Source organism: Ruegeria sp. HKCCD4315 (assembly GCF_013112245.1).
GTDB lineage: Bacteria > Pseudomonadota > Alphaproteobacteria > Rhodobacterales > Rhodobacteraceae > Ruegeria.
Genome location: NZ_WVRN01000001.1, coordinates 2,922,196 through 2,938,648 on the forward strand (window position 1 = coordinate 2,922,196; position 16,453 = coordinate 2,938,648).

Here is a 16,453-nt window from a genome sequence, read left to right on the forward strand (position 1 = left end):
ACCAGTAGTACAGGCGCTCGTTTTGTCTTGTCGGCGCAGGGCATCCTGTGGCATCAACTGGACTTGCTAGGGTGGCAGTTGATGTCACTGGAAAAGCCCCATCTCCGCGCTTGGAGTTGGGGTTTTTCATTATGCAGCCTCGTTGTTGGGATCGGTGCGCCGGGCCGCCAGCCAAGCGTTCAAATCGGCGCCGTGATAGGCGACCCGCCGACCGATGCGGAGAAAGGCCGGACCACACATGCGGTGGCGCCATTGAGCCAGCTTTTCACGGTTTCCCAGCAATTGCATTTCAGGGTCTTCTGGGAAATAGACCCGGTCGTCATTAAAGACGTTTGCCATCGTTGAAATCCTCTTGGATCAGTTGCGATGGCTCCCGATTATGGGCAGCTTTGCCGAAGTGTCACCAGACTTTTTCCTGCGCTTAAGCGTCTTCCGGAAGTGAGAAAATGCTTAAGCGTTTTTCTTGAAAACCGCTTCGTACCTCGATTTGAAGGGCTCCTCTGACCGCAATGCCGTTCCGTAGTCCGCATGAGTTTTTTGCGATTTAGGGAAGTCCTTTTGTTTCTCAACTGTCTTTTCCAAAGCTTGCTCAACAATGCGTTCTTCACTGAAAGAACCGACCGCGTCTGACAGCTGCTCGATTTGCTGCATCAGCAACTCCAAGTTTTGGAGCCTGCGTTCTCGTGATGCACGCGCCCCGGCTTCGCCAGCCTTTTTTCGGGTATTTGCCGCCAGAATTGCTGCAGCTTCAGTGCCACCTGAGATAGCCTCAATTTCCTTAGTTATGTAGCCCGCAGTAAAGTCGTCGTTTGTTACGAACTGCGACAAGAGTAGTTTCGCTGAGAGACTAGCCAGAGACGAGTCAGGGAAGTGGTTCAAGCAAAACTCAAATTTTGCAACTGCTGACCAATTTTCACCAAAGGTGTTTCTCATCCAAGCAACATGTTCGTCGCCCAACCAATCGAGAACACTTGGCAGAATACTGTAGTCCTTTTTTGATATGACACCCGCCTCGGCAAGCGCTTCGTAACAGACAAAATGAACCGCATCGTGATCGCCAGATCCAAACATAAATGACAGCATTCCGGAGGGGTCCAGGCCACCGTTTCCAACTATTTCTTTCAATCTCTTGGGAAAACCATAGTGGTCTCCGTATGTCATCCCAACGGGCATAGACGCTACAGCCGCTACAGCCGCTTCTTCTGTCGCGAAATAGCTTAATCCCACGACCTCTTTGTCTAGTCCTGTCCTAGTCGTTATCCAAACTTCCCATACTGTATCTCCGTCCCTTGTTTCGCTGAAATCATCACTAAATGTGTTTTTCAGAGAGGCTACAGACGGGCCTGGGAACGCCCCCACAGTGACGGGGGATGCTTCGTGACGAATAACCTCTGTAAGCCGATTAGGCTTTGTCCATTTTTTATCCGTCATCAACTCATATCCATCTAAAATGCTAACTTGAAACAGACTTGCACCACTCTTCCATCAATTCTCGCCGCCTTTCCAACAAATCCGACCGTGCATAAGCGCGCTCAACATCTGAACCAACCTGATGGGCCAAGGCCGCCTCTGCCAGTTCGCGCGGCGCGTTTGCGGCCTCCGCCGCCCAATCCCGAAACGAACTGCGAAAGCCATGCACGGTGACGCCATCCTGCCGCATCCGGCGCAGCAGCATCAACATGGACATGTTTGACAAGGGCTGGTGCCGCTTTTGGCCCTCGAACACATAGTCAGAGGCCAGCGCGCGCAACGGCTCCAGAATGGTCAGCATTTCGTCGGTGAGAGGGACGCGGTGGACCTGCCCGCCCTTCATGCGCTCCGCTGGTATGGTCCAAAGGCGCGTATCGATATCGACCTCGGGCCATTTCGTCTCCAGCACCTCTGAAGTCCGGCAGGCGGTCAGAATGGTAAACTGCAGCGCCTTGGCGGCCATGGCAGAGCGGGTTTGCAACTCGGCATAGAATGCGGGCACCTCCTGCCACGGCATTGCGTCATGGTGCTGTACCTTGGCTTTGACGGTGGGTAGCACCTTGCCTTCGCGGATCGCGGTAACCGGGTTCTCGCCCGAGCGGAAACCCTTGGACTTTGCCACGTCGAGCACCGTCTTGATCCGCTGAGACAGTCGCTTTGCGGTTTCGTGTTTCTCGGTCCAGATCGGGGAGAGGCACATCAGCACTTCGGGTTGATCAATGCTGTCGACTGGCATGCGCCCGATTTTTGGGAATGCATAGTCGCGCAAGGTGTTGAGCCACTGCTGGCCGTGCTTAGCGTTCTTCCATGTTGGAAGGCGGTCGATGTGGACCTGTCGGCTGAGCTCTTCGAAGGTCGGGATTTCGCGCTGGGCGTTGAATCGAGGGTTCAGTCCGGACTTAGCCATGCGTCGATATTCGAGTGCTCTTTCGCGGGCCTGGTTCAGCGTGACAACATCCGCGCCGCCTAAACCGAAGTCCGTTCTTAGCGGCGCGCCTTTGCGGTTCTTTTGCCCTTTGACCGTTACACGCACAATCCAGCGCCTTGCGCCTGATGGATCAACAACGAGGTACAGGCCAGAACCGTCGCCATGACGACCCGGGCCGAGATTCTCTACCAGCTTCTTTGTCAGCTTCCCATCGAGCGCAGACATAAAAATACCACAAAATATACCACTTAATGAAAGTATACTTGTGTTATCGGGTGAAATCCAATGAAACCCACCAGCGCTGCTGTAGCCATATAATACAAAGGTTTAGGCGGCCTAGTGTGTCTCTTCAAAATCTAGGGATATCACCAAGTGGCGGACCGAGGAGGATTCGAACCCCCGACCCCTTGATTCGTAGTCAAGTACTCTATCCAGCTGAGCTATCGGTCCGCGTTGGTGAAGCGGTGTTTAGACCCGGTGCGTGGGACGTGCAAGTCGATTCTTCAAAAATTTTTCAAAAAGTCATGTCGCCACGTGGAAGGCTTATTTCGAACACTGTTCCTTCGGGTCCGGTGTGTTTCAAACTCAGGTCTCCACCATGTCCGCGCACAAGTTCCTGCGAAATTGCCAGTCCCAAACCCGAACCGCCCTTTCGAACTCCGCCCTGGAATGGTGTAAACAGGTTTTCGCGCGCTTTTGGTGGAAGACCCGGGCCTGTATCGCTGATTTCAATGCACCAGGTGTCTCCATATTCGCAGCCAGCAATTGTTACTCGCCCGGGTTTGGCAGATGCGACCAGTGCCTGACGGGCGTTGCGCACGAGGTTCATGATGACTCGGAACAATTGTTCGGGGTCTGCGCGGACAATCAGGTCATCTGGCACTTCGTTTACGATTTCAACGCAGGCATCGGCGACGGCAAGCTGCTCACTGGCTGCAACGTCAGCAGCAAGCGCCCGTACAGGAACCATCGTCAAGGTGGGCGCGGGTTCTTCCGCGCGCCCAAAGGCCAGCGTGCTTTCGCACAGCGACACAGCGCGGGTGATGGAGTTCACCAGTTTCGGAGCCATCCGACGAACCAAGGGATCGTCGCTGGATTCGATCCTGTCGGTGAACAGCTGTGCCGACGTTAAGATATTGCGCAGATCGTGACTGACTTTGGCAACCGCCCCACCCAGTTGCGCCAGTCTTTCACGCTGTCGCAACGCCTGTGTCAGATCCGTCTGCAGCATTTTCAGCGCCTCTTCTGCCTCGCGCAGTTCCGTCACTTTCGAGTTTGGCGAGATAATGCCCCGCGCGTCTTCGGGCGCGCTGGCGTAGCGCTGCATATATCCCACTACGCTTTTGATTGGCCGTACAAGCACCACCCGCACAGCCAGGAAAAGCAACGAAGCAGTGATTATCGAAATGACAAAGGAAAGGCCGAGGATACGCAGGCCGTAATCCACCATCGCCATGCGCAATGGGGCGCTGTCCGTGGTGACCTCGATCAAAAGCCCTGCGCCTTTGACGGGTTCGCCAATAACTCGAATGATCTCGTTTTCGGGCTTGAAAATCCGGCTCATGGCGTCACGGATCAAAACCCAAGGACCGGCATCGCGCAGATCGTATGTCTGGGTGATCGATTCCGGAATCGGCGAAGACAACATAAGCTGCCGAACTTCGTCACGACGCAACACGACGTTATATACACCGGCATTCGCCAGCAGTTCCGCCTCGAGATCCTCGGCCAGCATATCGTCTGCCAACAACGCCAATGAGGCAATCTGGGCGCGCTCCAGACGGTTCAGCAGGAAATCCTCGCGGAACCGAGCGATAGACGGGACAAAAATCAGGATTTCGGCCAACATGACGAAGACCGTCGTCAGGATCAGAAATCGGCCCGACAGCGAATTCAAAATGCGCCCCTCCTCAGGTCAGGGAATCCAGCGCTGGACGAACCTGACCACTCGTTTAACTGTCTGATTCTCAAACAGCCTTGGCGTGAAATAAGCACCCGCCACGCGTTTGTTAAGCTCTCCGATCGTCGGATAAGGCGAAACCATCGCGGCGATCTGCCCCATCTTTAAGTTATTGGCCAATGCCAGCGACCACAAGTTGATCAACTCGCCTGCTTGATGGCCCACAATTGTGGCCCCGACAGGTCGGCCTTTAACAACCATGACTTTGATGAAGCCCTTTGTTTTACGCTCGGATATCGCCCGGTCGTTGTGGTGATAGTCAAACCGTGCAACTTCCAACCTGTCACCATGTTGGTCGCGGGCCTGTGCTTCGGTCATACCAACCTGCGCCAGTTCCGGATCGGTATAGGTCGCCCAGGGGATATGCGCGGTTTTGGCTTTGGACGGCAGGCCAAACAATGCCGAGCGAATAATGATACCTGCGTGGTACCCGGCCACGTGGGTAAACTGCAGCCCACCCACAACATCACCGATCGCATAGACCTTGCGGTTTGTCGTCCTCAGTGCCTCATCAGTTTTGATGCCGGTCCGGGTGCGCTCAATTCCTGCCGCATCCAGGTTCAGGCTTTCAACATTGGCCTTACGTCCGGCCGCAATCAAAAGATGGGTGCCCCGGTGAATCTCACCGTTCTCGGTCACGACCTCTACTGTGCCTTCACCGCCACGGATCTGCGCCACCATGGCGTCTTCGTGGATGTCGACGCCTTCATTGCGCAACGTCTCCAACACCAGCGAAGCGGCTTCGGGGTCGTCTTTGCCCAACGCCTTCTGACCTTCTATGACAGTGACTTTGCTTCCTAGCCGTCGATGGGCCTGCGCCATTTCCACACCAATCGGGCCACCGCCGATGATCAGCAGGTGATCCGGTCGCTCGCGCAGGTCGAAAATGGTTTCATTCGTATAGTAAGGAACCGTGTCCAACCCCGGGATTGGCGGCACCAAGGGCGAAGATCCGCTCGCAATCACGATTCGGCGCGCAGAGATCACGTAATCCCCCGCCTGCACTTGGTTGGAAGAGTTAAAGGTGCCGTATTCGCGGATCACCTTGACGCCAAATCCTTCGAACCTCTCTTGGCTGTCCATCGGTTCGATCTGGGCGATGACGTTATGCACATGATCCTTGGCCGCCGCATAGTCGATCTGAGGAGCCGCATCCGCGATCCCGAATGCTGCGGAATGCGCCTGACCATAAGCAACCTTCCCGCTTGCAATCAGCGCTTTGGACGGGACGCAGCCGAAATTCAGACAATCGCCCCCCATCTTATGCCCTTCCAACAGAACGACATCCGCGCCCATCTGGCTGGCCCCAGCTGCAACTGACAGCCCACCGGACCCGGCCCCAATGACCAGGAGGTCTGTTTTCAATTCGGTCATGGCTCAGCTGTCCTTATTTGCACGCAAGGCTTTGATAACGATGGGCAAAGCGGCCAGAACGCACAAGCCGATAATTGGCCCGATTACGAACGGCTCCCACAATAACGACACATCCGGGGTATCACCGCGGTCGAAAACACCACCAAGCCCTACACCAATCCACGTGTAGACTATCCCGCCCGGAATAATGCCCAGCGCCGTGGTGATCAGGAAGTTGCGGAACTTTACGCCAACCAAAGCAGGCACCAGATTGGCCACAAAGAACGGAACAACCGGCACCAGACGCAACAGGAACAGGACCGAGATCTCGTTCTCGCGCAGACCGTCTTTCAGTTTCTTGACCGTCCCTTCCGAGGATTCCAACCGGGCGGTCAGCGACTCACCCAACCCCCAGCGTGCAGCCAGAAAAATCGCCGAGGCTCCGATAGTCGCTGCTACAACGTTGAAAACCGTGCCCGCAAACAGACCAAACAGGAACCCACCCGTCATCGACGCCACCGCCGCCCCCGGCAACGAGAACGCCACAATGACGATGTAAATGGCAACAAATGCAGCCACCATGACCCAATAGTGACCGTCCCGCCAAGCCAGCAAAGCCTCACGATTGTCCCGCAGGGTTTCAAAGCTCAGATAGTCGCCAAGCGTGAAAAACCCCGCGACGGCAACACCAAGGATAACCAGCAATGGAATATGGCGCGCAAACCCGCTGCGTGGCGCCTGGCTTGTTTCGGACATAAGGTTTTCCGGTTCTTTCTGCTTCATCTTGTGCTCAAGATGCGCTGCCGGGCGGTCCAGCAACAGGGGGATCACGGGGCCTTGATCTTTGCGGCCCCGAATGTGAGAGATTCCTTCGATATTTGGGTGTTTTGAAATCTTTTCGCCTTTGCGGTTACAGAATTGTTGCAAAAGGCGCGAAAACCCGGTTGTTGGGGTTTGACTTACCCCCCGCTTAGCAGTAGAGGACGGGCTTCGAACACTAGGGCCAGGCGAATCCGCGCCGCACCCGACCGCTATAGATTGGAGACGGAGCGATGAAACGCACCTATCAGCCTTCGAACCTGGTTCGCAAACGCCGCCACGGTTTCCGCGCGCGCATGGCCACCAAGGCCGGCCGCAAGATCCTGAACGCACGCCGCGCACGCGGCCGCAAATCGCTGAGCGCGTAAACCGCTCACCGATCAGGTTATGAACATGACGCCGCCGGAGGCCCCTGTGGATGGTAATAACCACCCCGGGAACATGCCCCCGGCGGCGTCCGTTTGTGCGCCGGTCTCTTTGACTGTTCTCAAAAATCGATCAGACTTCCTGAAAGCAGCACGAGCGCGGCGGCAAGGCACATCTTCCATGATGGTGCAGGCCCGTAAGCGTGCGCCCGACGAAGCCTGCGGCATTCGTGTTGGTTTCACCTGCTCGAAGAAAGTGGGCAACGCAGTCGCGCGCAACCGTGCAAAGCGCCGACTGCGCGAGGCTGCGCGGGCCATTTTGCCCGAGGCGGGCCGCGATGGCTGGGATTACGTTCTGATCGGCCGCGCCGAGGTCACGGCCGACCGCCCATACGACGCACTGTTAGGCGACTTGCGCTATGCATTGCGCAAGGTACACGCTTCGGGCAAATGACCCTTCTGTCCCATATAATCGCCCTGCCCGTTCGGGCGTACCGGCTGATCTTCAGCCCTTGGGTTGGGTTTAACTGCCGTTACCAGCCAACATGTTCAGCCTATGCGCTTGAAGCGATGGAAAAACACGGTGCGATCAAAGGGACATGGCTGGCCGCTCGCCGGATCGGGCGCTGTCATCCGTGGGGTGGCGACGGTTATGATCCGGTCCCCGACTCCGATACCTCGACTGACAAGGACTAGACCCGGCGTTCAGTGACCATCTTGCCCGGTTGCGCCATCTGCTGTAGGGGCAGCGCATGTTTGATGATGCAGACGATATCCACCCGCTGTTTGCTGGCGCGCCCTCGACCACCGAGTTCAAGAAGCTGCGCAAACGCATCGTGCGCCAAACCCGTGAAGCGATCGAGCAATACGGGATGGTGGATCCGTCCGCACATGACAAAGACGGCAAACCCCCGCGCTGGTTGATCTGCCTGTCAGGCGGCAAGGACAGTTACACGCTGCTGGCCGTTCTTTATGAACTCAAATGGCGTGGCTTGTTGCCCGTCGATCTGCTGGCATGCAATCTGGATCAAGGCCAACCCGGCTTTCCCGCGACAGTCCTGCCAGAGTTTTTGGATCGCATGGGTGTGCCACACCGGATCGAGTATCAGGACACTTATTCCGTTGTGATGGACAAGGTCCCGCAAGGCCGAACCTATTGCGCGCTGTGTTCACGCCTGCGCCGCGGCAACCTGTACCGCATCGCGCGGGAAGAAGGGTGTTCTGCCGTCGTACTGGGCCATCATCGCGACGACATTCTTGAGACGTTCTTCATGAACCTCTTCCATGGCGGCCGCTTGGCCACCATGCCGCCAAAGCTGGTGAATGAAGAGGGCGATCTGTTCGTCTTCCGCCCGCTAGCCCATGTCGCGGAAGCCGATTGCGAGAAATTCGCCAACGCAATGCAATACCCCATCATTCCCTGCGACCTGTGCGGCAGTCAGGACGGGCTGCAGCGCCAGCAGGTGAAACAGATTCTTGATCAATGGGAAAAGAACAGTCCCGGTCGGCGTCAGGTCATGTTCCGCGCGTTAACAAATGCGCGTCCTTCGCATCTTTTGGACGCAAAACTGTTTGATTTCCTTAACCTTTCAATAAATTCTGACGAAAAAAAACTATCTCGGATGGAATTCCGCAGCTGCGTTAACGACTGACTCAGACTGGTTTCTTAGGCTCGGTGGCGTGTCATTCTTGCCCAAGGCCCAAAGCACGATGCGGAACCACTCTACCTTCGACCGTTTTATTCAATCATTGAAACCCATTCTGAACGGCCCAGCTGCACTTGCGTTTGTTCCGGCACTCAGTCTGGGCGCATTCTGGCTTGGGGGCGAGCGCGCCTTGGTTTCGATGGCATTGGGCCTGCCTCTGGCCGTCGCCGGGATCGGGGCGTTTTCGAACACCCGGTCCAGTCCTCGACGCAGGTCTGCGACTGGACTTTTGTCAAACGATCACTTTGCATCCGCGCTGAACGAGGTGTTTGCCGAAACCCGTCGCACGGGTGAAGACTCCGCGTGTTTTGCCGTGGTTCTGGATGATTACACCGCGTTGCTCGATCTTCACGGGCAGGCCGCCGCGAACCATGTCGCGCAGCAATTTTGTGCACGTGTCATGTCCATGATCCGCACCAGCGACTGTGCAACGCAAATTGGCGAAAACAAGATGAAGGTGGTCCTGCGCCCTAAGCGACAACTGGACCTTGAGACCTGCATCCAGATGTCAGGCCGAATGCAATCGGCCATTGAAGAACCTATCATGCTAAATGGTACAGGCGTTTATATGTCATGTTCCATCGGGATCTGCTTGAGCAGTAGCTTCCCTGAAGGATTGGCCATTGACTGGCGTGACGCTGCAAACAATGCCTTGCTTGAGGCACAGCAAGACGGGCCATCCACGATACGCGCCTTTTCTTCCGCGACCCGGCGGCGCGCTCTGGTGCGCACCAATCTGCGCAAAGAATTTGAAACCGCCTTGGACAGCGGCGAAATTCGCCCATGGTTTCAGCCACAAATTTCGACCGATAACGGGCGCGTTACCGGTTTCGAAGCGTTGGCCCGGTGGGAGCATCCCCAAAAGGGGATTCTGGGGCCTAAGGTCTTTCTGCCGTTTGCCGAACACGCCGATCTGATGGGTCGGTTGGGGCAGACCGTGCGGTATTATGCTTTTTCAGCTATGCGCAACTGAGATCAGTCCAGTTTTCATGTACCGCGTATCGAGGTCAATTTCTCTTCCGATGAATTGCGAGACCCGGACCTGATCGACCGCTTGAAATGGGAGCTGGATCAATTCGACCTGACGCCCGACAGGCTGGCTGTCGAAGTGCTTGAAACCGTTTTCTCTCGTCGACCAGACGATGTCATCACCCGTAACGTCACCGGATTGGCTGCAATGGGGTGCTGCATTGATTTGGATGATTTTGGAACCGGCCATGCATCGATCGCGTCCATCAAGCGGTTTCACGTGTCGCGCATAAAGATCGACCGGTCCTTTGTCACTAAAGCCGATCAAGACCCCAGCCAACAGCAGCTTGCCAGCGCCATTCTGACCATGGCTGAACGCTTGAATCTGGAAACGCTGGCCGAAGGCGTCGAAACCCCGGACGAGCATGCACTCATGGCGCAATTGGGTTGCGATCACGTTCAGGGCTTTGGCATTGGCAAGCCCATGCCTTTCGAAAAAACCAAGGGCTGGATCACTTCATATCGCAACAAATTGGATGGTGTGCCCAAAATTGGACGGGAAACAGGTTAATGAACACTGAATTGAGGCAAAGAAGACCAGTACGTGACGAAATGACGGGCGATTCCGCTTGACCTTTGGGCCCGCACTCTGTTGAACCCTGCGGGTGTCTTTCACTGCTCAAGGTGGCTGTCCCCGATGGACGATCAGAACAAGAACCTCATCCTCGCAACTGCGCTCAGCTTTCTCGTGATCCTGGTCTGGTTTGTGCTGTTCCCTCCGCCGGAACCGACACCAGCACCGGAACAGGCTGAAATTACCAGCGCCGAAGGCAATGAGGTTCAGGCTCCAAGCGCTGCTGATACGGGCACTGTAGGAGAAGCAACTGCGGCCGCTACGGAAGCAGAGCCCGAGGCCCAGGCGCCACGGATCAACATCGACACGCCGCGCCTGACCGGCAGCCTTTCACTGGCTGGTGGGCGCATCGATGAGCTGTCGCTGAAGGACTACAAGGTCTCTCTGGCAGACGATTCTCCAATTGTCGAACTGCTGTCGCCGGTGGGGACCGAGTCAGCTTATTATGCCCTGTACGGCTGGGCCCCCGGTGCTGGCCTAAGTGGCTCGGACGTTCCCGGCCCCAACACCATCTGGTCCGTTGAGCAGGGCGAGACCCTTGGCGTTGACAGCCCTGTGACGCTTGTTTGGGACAATGGTAACGGTCTGACCTTCCGCCGCACCATTTCGGTGGATGAGAACTATATGTTCAGCGTTACGCAGTCGGTCGAAAATGCCACCGAGGCCGAGGTTGGAATGGCCCCTTATGGCATCCTGGCGCGCCACGGCATCGGCGAAGACGGTGATCTGCCTGGTCTGAAAAACTTCTTCATTCTGCATGAGGGTGTTATCGGCATGGCTGACGGCACCCTTACAGAAGTGGACTATGGCGACGTACGTGATTTCGACATCGATCCTAACGAGCGCGCGCAGGCCGAGGTTTATCAGGTCAAGGAAAACGGCTGGATCGGATTTACCGATCACTACTGGATGACCACTCTGATCCCCGACCCGGGATCCGCATTCAAAGCGGCGGCCAAATATGACTCGCGCCGCAAAATCTATCAGACAGAAACGGTTCTGCCGACGCTGACCGTAGCGCCGGGTGCGACCGAGCAGGTCTCAACACGCCTATTTGCCGGTGCAAAAGAATGGGAAGCCATTCAGGAATACCAGTCTGAAGGTGTTCAGAAATTCATCGACAGCATTGATTGGGGCTGGTTCTTCTTCCTGACCAAACCAATCTTTTGGCTGCTGCACAACATCAACGTGCTGATTGGCAACATGGGTTGGTCGATCATCGGCCTGACGCTGATCATCAAGGCGATCCTGTTCCCGCTGGCGTTCAAGTCCTACGTCTCAATGGCGAAGATGAAGGAACTGCAGCCGCAGATGGAGGCCCTGAAAGAGGCCGCTGGCGACGACCGTCAGAAGATGCAGCAAGGCATGATGGAACTGTACAAGAAGGAAAAGGTGAACCCGGCAGCGGGCTGTTTGCCGATCCTGTTGCAGATCCCGATCTTCTTCTCGCTGTATAAGGTGATCTTTGTCACGATCGAACTGCGTCAGGCCCCCTGGTTCGGCCCGTTCCAGGATCTGAGCGCGCCGGATCCGACCTCGATCTTCAACTTCTTTGGCTGGCTGCCCTGGGCCGCACCCGCGCCCGAAAGCTTCATGGCGCTGATCTTCATCGGTATTCTGCCGCTCTTGCTGGGTATCTCGATGTGGCTGCAGCAAAAGCTGAACCCGGCACCAACCGACGCTACACAAGCGATGATCTTTGCCTGGATGCCTTGGGTCTTCATGTTCATGCTGGGCGGTTTCGCCAGCGGTCTGGTTGTCTACTGGATTGCGAACAACACGATCACGTTCACGCAGCAATATCTGATCATGCGCAGTCAGGGCTATACCCCGGACGTGTTCGGGAACATAAAGTCCGGCTTCAAGAAAACGCCGAAGACGGACAACAAATGAGCGGCACAGTCTCAGACCTCTGGCGTCACCCGATCAAAAGCCATGGTCGAGAAGCGCTGAGCCAAGTCACAGTCATCCCCGGGCAGACCATGCCCGGGGATCGCGTTTGGGCGGTGGCTCATGAGGCGGCCAAGACAGATGGTTCGGACTGGGCCCCGTGTTCGAATTTCAGCCGCGTCGCAAAAGCACCCGAGCTAGCGGCGATCTCGGCCGAGTTGCACGGAGAGCAAGTGACTCTCCGCCACCCCAACCGGCCTGATCTGCAGTTTGAGCCGGATACCGAACAAGAGGTTTTTCTGGATTGGGTGAAGCCGTTGATGCCAGCGGACCGCGCAGCATCCGCCCGAATTGTCCGGGTTCCAGGACGTGGCATGACGGATAGCGATTTCCCATCCATCAGCCTGTGCAATATGGCATCCCACCGCGCGGTCGAGCAAAAGCTAGGACAATCGCTGTCCACCATCCGCTGGCGCGGGAACATCTGGGTTGACGGTCTGCCCTTGTGGGAAGAGTTTGACTGGCTGGGTCGCGACATCCGCATTGGGCAGGCCGTGTTCCGTATCCGCGAACGCATCACCCGCTGCATGGCCACCACCGCCAACCCTGACACAGGCACGCGAGACGCGGATACTCTGGGTGCGCTGAGCAATTGGGGCCATCAGGATTTCGGTGTTTACGCCGAAGTCATTCAGGGTGGTGAAGTCCGCCTGAATGATGAGGTGCGCGTGCTATGACATCGCTTCCGTTTCCACTGGCTGAAGAGCCGGATGATTTTTCCAAAGAACGCGGGCGCAAGCTGTTTGCGGGCCCTTCTGAATTTGTCAAAGGCGTGGTCGCCATGAACGGCCTGCCCGCCCCCGATCGGCTGGAGGTCTGCTTTGCAGGCCGGTCGAATGTCGGCAAGTCCAGCCTGATCAACGCGCTAACCGGAACCAAGGGTCTGGCGCGCGCCTCAAACACGCCCGGTCGCACGCAAGAGATCAACTTTTTCACCCAAGGCCCCGAGCTTTATCTGGTGGACTTACCCGGCTATGGCTACGCCAACGCCCCGCTGAAAGTGGTGGAGAAGTGGCAAAAACTGCTGAAACAGTATCTCAGTGGTCGCCAGACCTTGCGTCGCGCCTTTGTGCTGATCGATGCGCGCCACGGCGTGAAACCGGTTGATGCCGAGATCATGAAACTGCTAGACACCAGTGCCGTGACATTTCAATGCGTTCTGACCAAGTCGGACAAGGTCAAGGCCAAGGAACGCGAAAAGGTGCTGGACCAAACACGCGCCGCCCTGTCCAAACACCCCGCAGCATTCCCGGAAATTGTACTGACGTCTTCCGAGAAAGGCGACGGTATCGCAACCCTGCGGTCCATCATTGCGCATCTGGAATAGCTTCACACTTGGCAGGGCCGGACAAAGGCCCTAACACAGGTCTCCAAAGGGACTTTAGCCATGAAGACAAGAGATATGTACCGGGACTGGATCGCCACCGCAGCCACACTCAACAGCGCTCTGCCCTATCTGCAGCGCTATGACGGGGCCATTGTCGTCATCAAGCTGGGCGGTCACGCGATGGGCAGCGATGAGGCGATGGAAAGCTTTGCCCGCGACGTGGTTCTGATGCGTCAGGTTGGGGTTAACCCCGTTGTTGTGCATGGGGGCGGTCCGATGATCAACTCGATGCTGGACAAGCTGGATATCCAGTCCGAATTCGTGAACGGCAAGCGTGTAACAGATTCGGCCACCGTTGAAGTGGTCGAGATGGTTTTGTCCGGGTTGGTAAACAAGCGCATTGTCCAGGCGATCAACGATCAGGGCGGCTCGGCAGTTGGCCTGTCTGGCAAGGATGCAAATCTGATGGTTTGTGACCAAACCGACGCATCGCTGGGGTTTGTTGGCAGCCCTGCCGAAATGAACCCCAAAATCCTGCAAGACCTGTTCTCATATGACGTAATCCCGGTGATTGCTCCGTTGGGCGCAGGTCGCAATGGTGAAACATTCAACGTCAATGGCGATACGGCGGCGGGCGCAATTGCTTCGGCCCTGAAAGCCGACCGGCTGCTGCTGCTGACCGATGTCTCAGGCGTCAAGAATGCCGCCGGAGATGTTGTGACCGAACTGAAGGCCGGGCAAATTCGCGAAATGACCCGCGAGGGCACGATTGCAGGCGGCATGATCCCCAAAACTGAAACTGCTCTGGATGCCTTGCACAGCGGCGTCCGGGCCGTGGTGATCTTGGACGGGCGCGCGCCGAATGCTGTATTGCTTGAGCTGTTCACGGAACACGGGGCCGGATCGCTGATACGGCCGGACTGACCCGTTTGAGGAAGGGAAAAACATGTCCAACCTTGCGCAGCCTTCCTCTGACCAAAATGCAGTATCCTATGACCACATCATTGAATCGGCTCATCGTGAGGGGCTGATTGTTATGGGGGCTCTGCATCCCCGTAAGACAGACGCCAAACAGCTTGATACAGGCACGCTGGTCCTTTTGGGGGCCGGAGGGGACTTTTGGCGAGCCTTGAAGGCATCCCCCGAGTGGGGTGCCCCGGACCCGGTTGACCGTTGGTCGACCAGAGTGATTGGTGGGATGGCCCAGAAACTTGGTGCCGAAGTCTATTTCCCTTTTGGCGGGCCGCCCTATGCCCCTTTCATCGACTGGGCCCTGAAATCGGGGCGGACCTTCAGCAGCCCGGTGGGTGCATTAGTGCACGATACCGTTGGCATGATGATCTCATATCGCGGTGCACTGCATTTTACCGACGAATTCGACATCCCGAACACAACCGGGCAATCCCCTTGCACCACTTGCGACGCGCCCTGTACGCGAGCCTGCCCCGTCGGAGCCCTGAACGCGCAAGAGTTCTATGAGGTTTCGGCCTGCCACAGCCATTTGGACACGTCCCAAGGGCAGACCTGCATGACCGGCGGATGTCTTGCCCGGCTTGCCTGCCCTCTTAGCGCAGGCGCGGCGCGCACATCAGAACAATCCGCCCATCACATGAGGTCTTTCCACCCGTCATGACCCGCACATTGATCCTGACACGCCACGCCAAATCCAGTTGGGACAACCCGATGCTGGACGACCACGCGCGTCCACTGAACAAGCGCGGGCGCAAGTCGGCCCCCGCAATTGCCAAATGGCTGCGCGTTCATGGATGGGCGCCGGACGAAGTACTGAGTTCAACCTCGGCCCGAACTCGTGAAACCTGGGACAGGATGGGCATGACAGCTGAGCATGTCCGCTTTCAGGATGCGCTTTATCTGGCGAGTCCCGACCAGATGTTACGCCAGCTGTTTGATGCGAAGGGTCAAACCGTTTTGATGCTGGGACACAATCCGGGGATTGCCCAGTTCGCGCAGCAATTGGTTCAGGATGCCCCGAAACATCCGCGGTTTCTGGATTATCCAACCTGCGCGACAACCGTCATAGAATTTGACGTTGACAGTTGGGCCGAACTTCAAAGGCACAGCGGGACGGTTCTTGGCTTCGTCATTCCGCGCGAATTGCCGGAATAGAAAAAGGCGGGGCAACACCCCGCCTTCCTTTTGGTTTCAACTCGCTTAGTGACCCAGAATCTGGCTGAGGAACAGCTTGGTCCGTTCGCTCTGTGGGTTGTTGAAGAACTCTTCCGGTTCGTTCTGTTCCACGATCTGGCCGGCATCCATAAAGATCACGCGGTTGGCGACCTGACGGGCAAATCCCATCTCGTGGGTCACACACAGCATGGTCATGCCTTCTTCGGCCAGTTCGATCATGGTGTCGAGCACCTCTTTGATCATCTCGGGGTCCAGCGCCGATGTCGGTTCGTCGAACAACATGATCCGCGGCATCATGCACAGCGAACGGGCAATCGCCACACGCTGCTGCTGACCACCGGACAACTGACCGGGGTACTTCAAAGCCTGATCGGGGATCTTCACCTTCTCAAGGAAGTGCATCGCGCGCTCTTCAGCCTCTTTCTTGGGCGTCTTGCGCACCCAGATCGGGGCCAGCGTGCAGTTTTCCAGAATGGTCAGATGCGGGAACAGGTTGAAGTGCTGAAACACCATGCCAACCTCAGACCGGATCTTGTCGATGTTTTTCAGGTCATTCGACAGCTCGATCCCGTCCACGACGATCTTGCCCTGCTGGTGTTCTTCCAGCGCGTTCAGGCAGCGGATCAGCGTGGATTTACCCGAACCCGACGGGCCCGCGATAACAATCCGCTCGCCCTGATTGACGGTCAGATTGATGTCGCGCAGCACGTGGAACGAGCCGTACCACTTATTCATGCCGTTGATTTCGATGGCGACCTCGTCGCTCACCTGCATTTTGGAGCGGTCGATTTCGCGGTCAATTGCAAGTTCAGACATGTGTTGAA

17 protein-coding genes, 1 tRNA gene and 1 pseudogene are annotated in these 16,453 nt (G+C 56.6%); 11 read left to right on the top strand and 8 right to left on the bottom strand.

Going from position 1 to position 16,453, the window contains the following annotated elements; genetic code table 11:
• Positions 1–129: 129 nt before the first annotated feature.
• From GS646_RS14450 to GS646_RS14480, 7 genes are all read right to left on the bottom strand, one after another.
• Positions 130–339, bottom strand: coding sequence for a MerR family transcriptional regulator (locus tag GS646_RS14450; protein WP_171648951.1), 210 nt, complete (start codon positions 337–339; stop codon positions 130–132).
• A 111-nt stretch (positions 340–450) separates the two neighbouring features.
• On the bottom strand, positions 451–1,431 hold the full coding sequence (locus tag GS646_RS14455; protein WP_171648953.1) for a hypothetical protein: 981 nt from the start codon (positions 1,429–1,431) through the stop codon (positions 451–453).
• A 22-nt stretch (positions 1,432–1,453) separates the two neighbouring features.
• Positions 1,454–2,623, bottom strand: a complete 1,170-nt coding sequence (locus GS646_RS14460; protein ID WP_171648955.1) for a site-specific integrase — start codon at positions 2,621–2,623, stop codon at positions 1,454–1,456.
• A 148-nt stretch (positions 2,624–2,771) separates the two neighbouring features.
• A tRNA-Arg gene (locus GS646_RS14465) sits at positions 2,772–2,848 on the bottom strand.
• A 64-nt stretch (positions 2,849–2,912) separates the two neighbouring features.
• Positions 2,913–4,298 carry a HAMP domain-containing sensor histidine kinase gene (locus tag GS646_RS14470; RefSeq protein ID WP_171186684.1) on the bottom strand — a complete coding sequence of 462 codons (1,386 nt, stop codon included), beginning with the start codon at positions 4,296–4,298 and terminating at the stop codon, positions 2,913–2,915.
• 15 nt (positions 4,299–4,313) lie between these two features.
• Positions 4,314–5,732: an NAD(P)/FAD-dependent oxidoreductase gene (locus GS646_RS14475; protein WP_171648957.1), complete on the bottom strand. Its 1,419-nt coding sequence runs from the start codon at positions 5,730–5,732 to the stop codon at positions 4,314–4,316.
• Between the two features lie 3 nt (positions 5,733–5,735).
• Positions 5,736–6,467, bottom strand: coding sequence for a TVP38/TMEM64 family protein (locus tag GS646_RS14480; protein ID WP_171648975.1), 732 nt, complete (start codon positions 6,465–6,467; stop codon positions 5,736–5,738).
• A 296-nt stretch (positions 6,468–6,763) separates the two neighbouring features.
• Between GS646_RS14480 and rpmH the strand changes: the two genes are divergently transcribed.
• The 11 genes and pseudogenes from rpmH (at position 6,764) to GS646_RS14535 (ending at position 15,608) form a co-directional block, all read left to right on the top strand.
• On the top strand, positions 6,764–6,898 hold the full coding sequence (gene rpmH, locus GS646_RS14485; RefSeq protein ID WP_005980833.1) for a 50S ribosomal protein L34: 135 nt from the start codon (positions 6,764–6,766) through the stop codon (positions 6,896–6,898).
• Positions 6,899–6,923: 25 nt separating this feature from the next.
• The gene (rnpA, locus tag GS646_RS14490; RefSeq protein WP_171648959.1) at positions 6,924–7,349 is read left to right on the top strand and encodes a ribonuclease P protein component; all 426 of its coding nucleotides are present in this window, start codon (positions 6,924–6,926) and stop codon (positions 7,347–7,349) included.
• Positions 7,346–7,591, top strand: coding sequence for a membrane protein insertion efficiency factor YidD (yidD, locus tag GS646_RS14495; protein ID WP_171648961.1), 246 nt, complete (start codon positions 7,346–7,348; stop codon positions 7,589–7,591). The genes rnpA and yidD overlap by 4 nt, the downstream gene beginning before the upstream one ends.
• A 56-nt stretch (positions 7,592–7,647) precedes the next feature.
• Entirely contained in the window at positions 7,648–8,547 is a 900-nt protein-coding gene (gene ttcA, locus GS646_RS14500; RefSeq protein WP_171648963.1) for a tRNA 2-thiocytidine(32) synthetase TtcA, read from the top strand.
• Positions 8,548–8,740: 193 nt separating this feature from the next.
• Positions 8,741–10,141, top strand: a pseudogene (locus GS646_RS14505) (putative bifunctional diguanylate cyclase/phosphodiesterase).
• Between the two features lie 126 nt (positions 10,142–10,267).
• Complete coding sequence (yidC, locus tag GS646_RS14510; protein ID WP_171186624.1) at positions 10,268–12,097, top strand: membrane protein insertase YidC; 1,830 nt, start codon at positions 10,268–10,270, stop codon at positions 12,095–12,097.
• Positions 12,094–12,831 (top strand): MOSC domain-containing protein, encoded by a 738-nt coding sequence (locus GS646_RS14515; protein ID WP_171186626.1) that lies wholly within the window; start codon positions 12,094–12,096, stop codon positions 12,829–12,831. The genes yidC and GS646_RS14515 overlap by 4 nt, the downstream gene beginning before the upstream one ends.
• Positions 12,828–13,481, top strand: a complete 654-nt coding sequence (yihA, locus tag GS646_RS14520; protein ID WP_171186628.1) for a ribosome biogenesis GTP-binding protein YihA/YsxC — start codon at positions 12,828–12,830, stop codon at positions 13,479–13,481. The genes GS646_RS14515 and yihA overlap by 4 nt, the downstream gene beginning before the upstream one ends.
• A 60-nt stretch (positions 13,482–13,541) precedes the next feature.
• On the top strand, positions 13,542–14,405 hold the full coding sequence (argB, locus tag GS646_RS14525) for an acetylglutamate kinase (protein WP_171648965.1): 864 nt from the start codon (positions 13,542–13,544) through the stop codon (positions 14,403–14,405).
• Positions 14,406–14,427: 22 nt separating this feature from the next.
• A complete protein-coding gene (locus tag GS646_RS14530; protein WP_171186632.1) occupies positions 14,428–15,114 on the top strand; it encodes a ferredoxin in 687 nt (228 codons plus the stop codon).
• Positions 15,111–15,608, top strand: coding sequence for a histidine phosphatase family protein (locus tag GS646_RS14535; protein WP_171186635.1), 498 nt, complete (start codon positions 15,111–15,113; stop codon positions 15,606–15,608). The genes GS646_RS14530 and GS646_RS14535 overlap by 4 nt, the downstream gene beginning before the upstream one ends.
• A 45-nt stretch (positions 15,609–15,653) precedes the next feature.
• On the opposite strand, the gene GS646_RS14540 is transcribed toward GS646_RS14535, so the two are convergent.
• The gene (locus GS646_RS14540; protein ID WP_171091963.1) at positions 15,654–16,445 is read right to left on the bottom strand and encodes an amino acid ABC transporter ATP-binding protein; all 792 of its coding nucleotides are present in this window, start codon (positions 16,443–16,445) and stop codon (positions 15,654–15,656) included.
• Positions 16,446–16,453 lie beyond the last annotated feature (8 nt).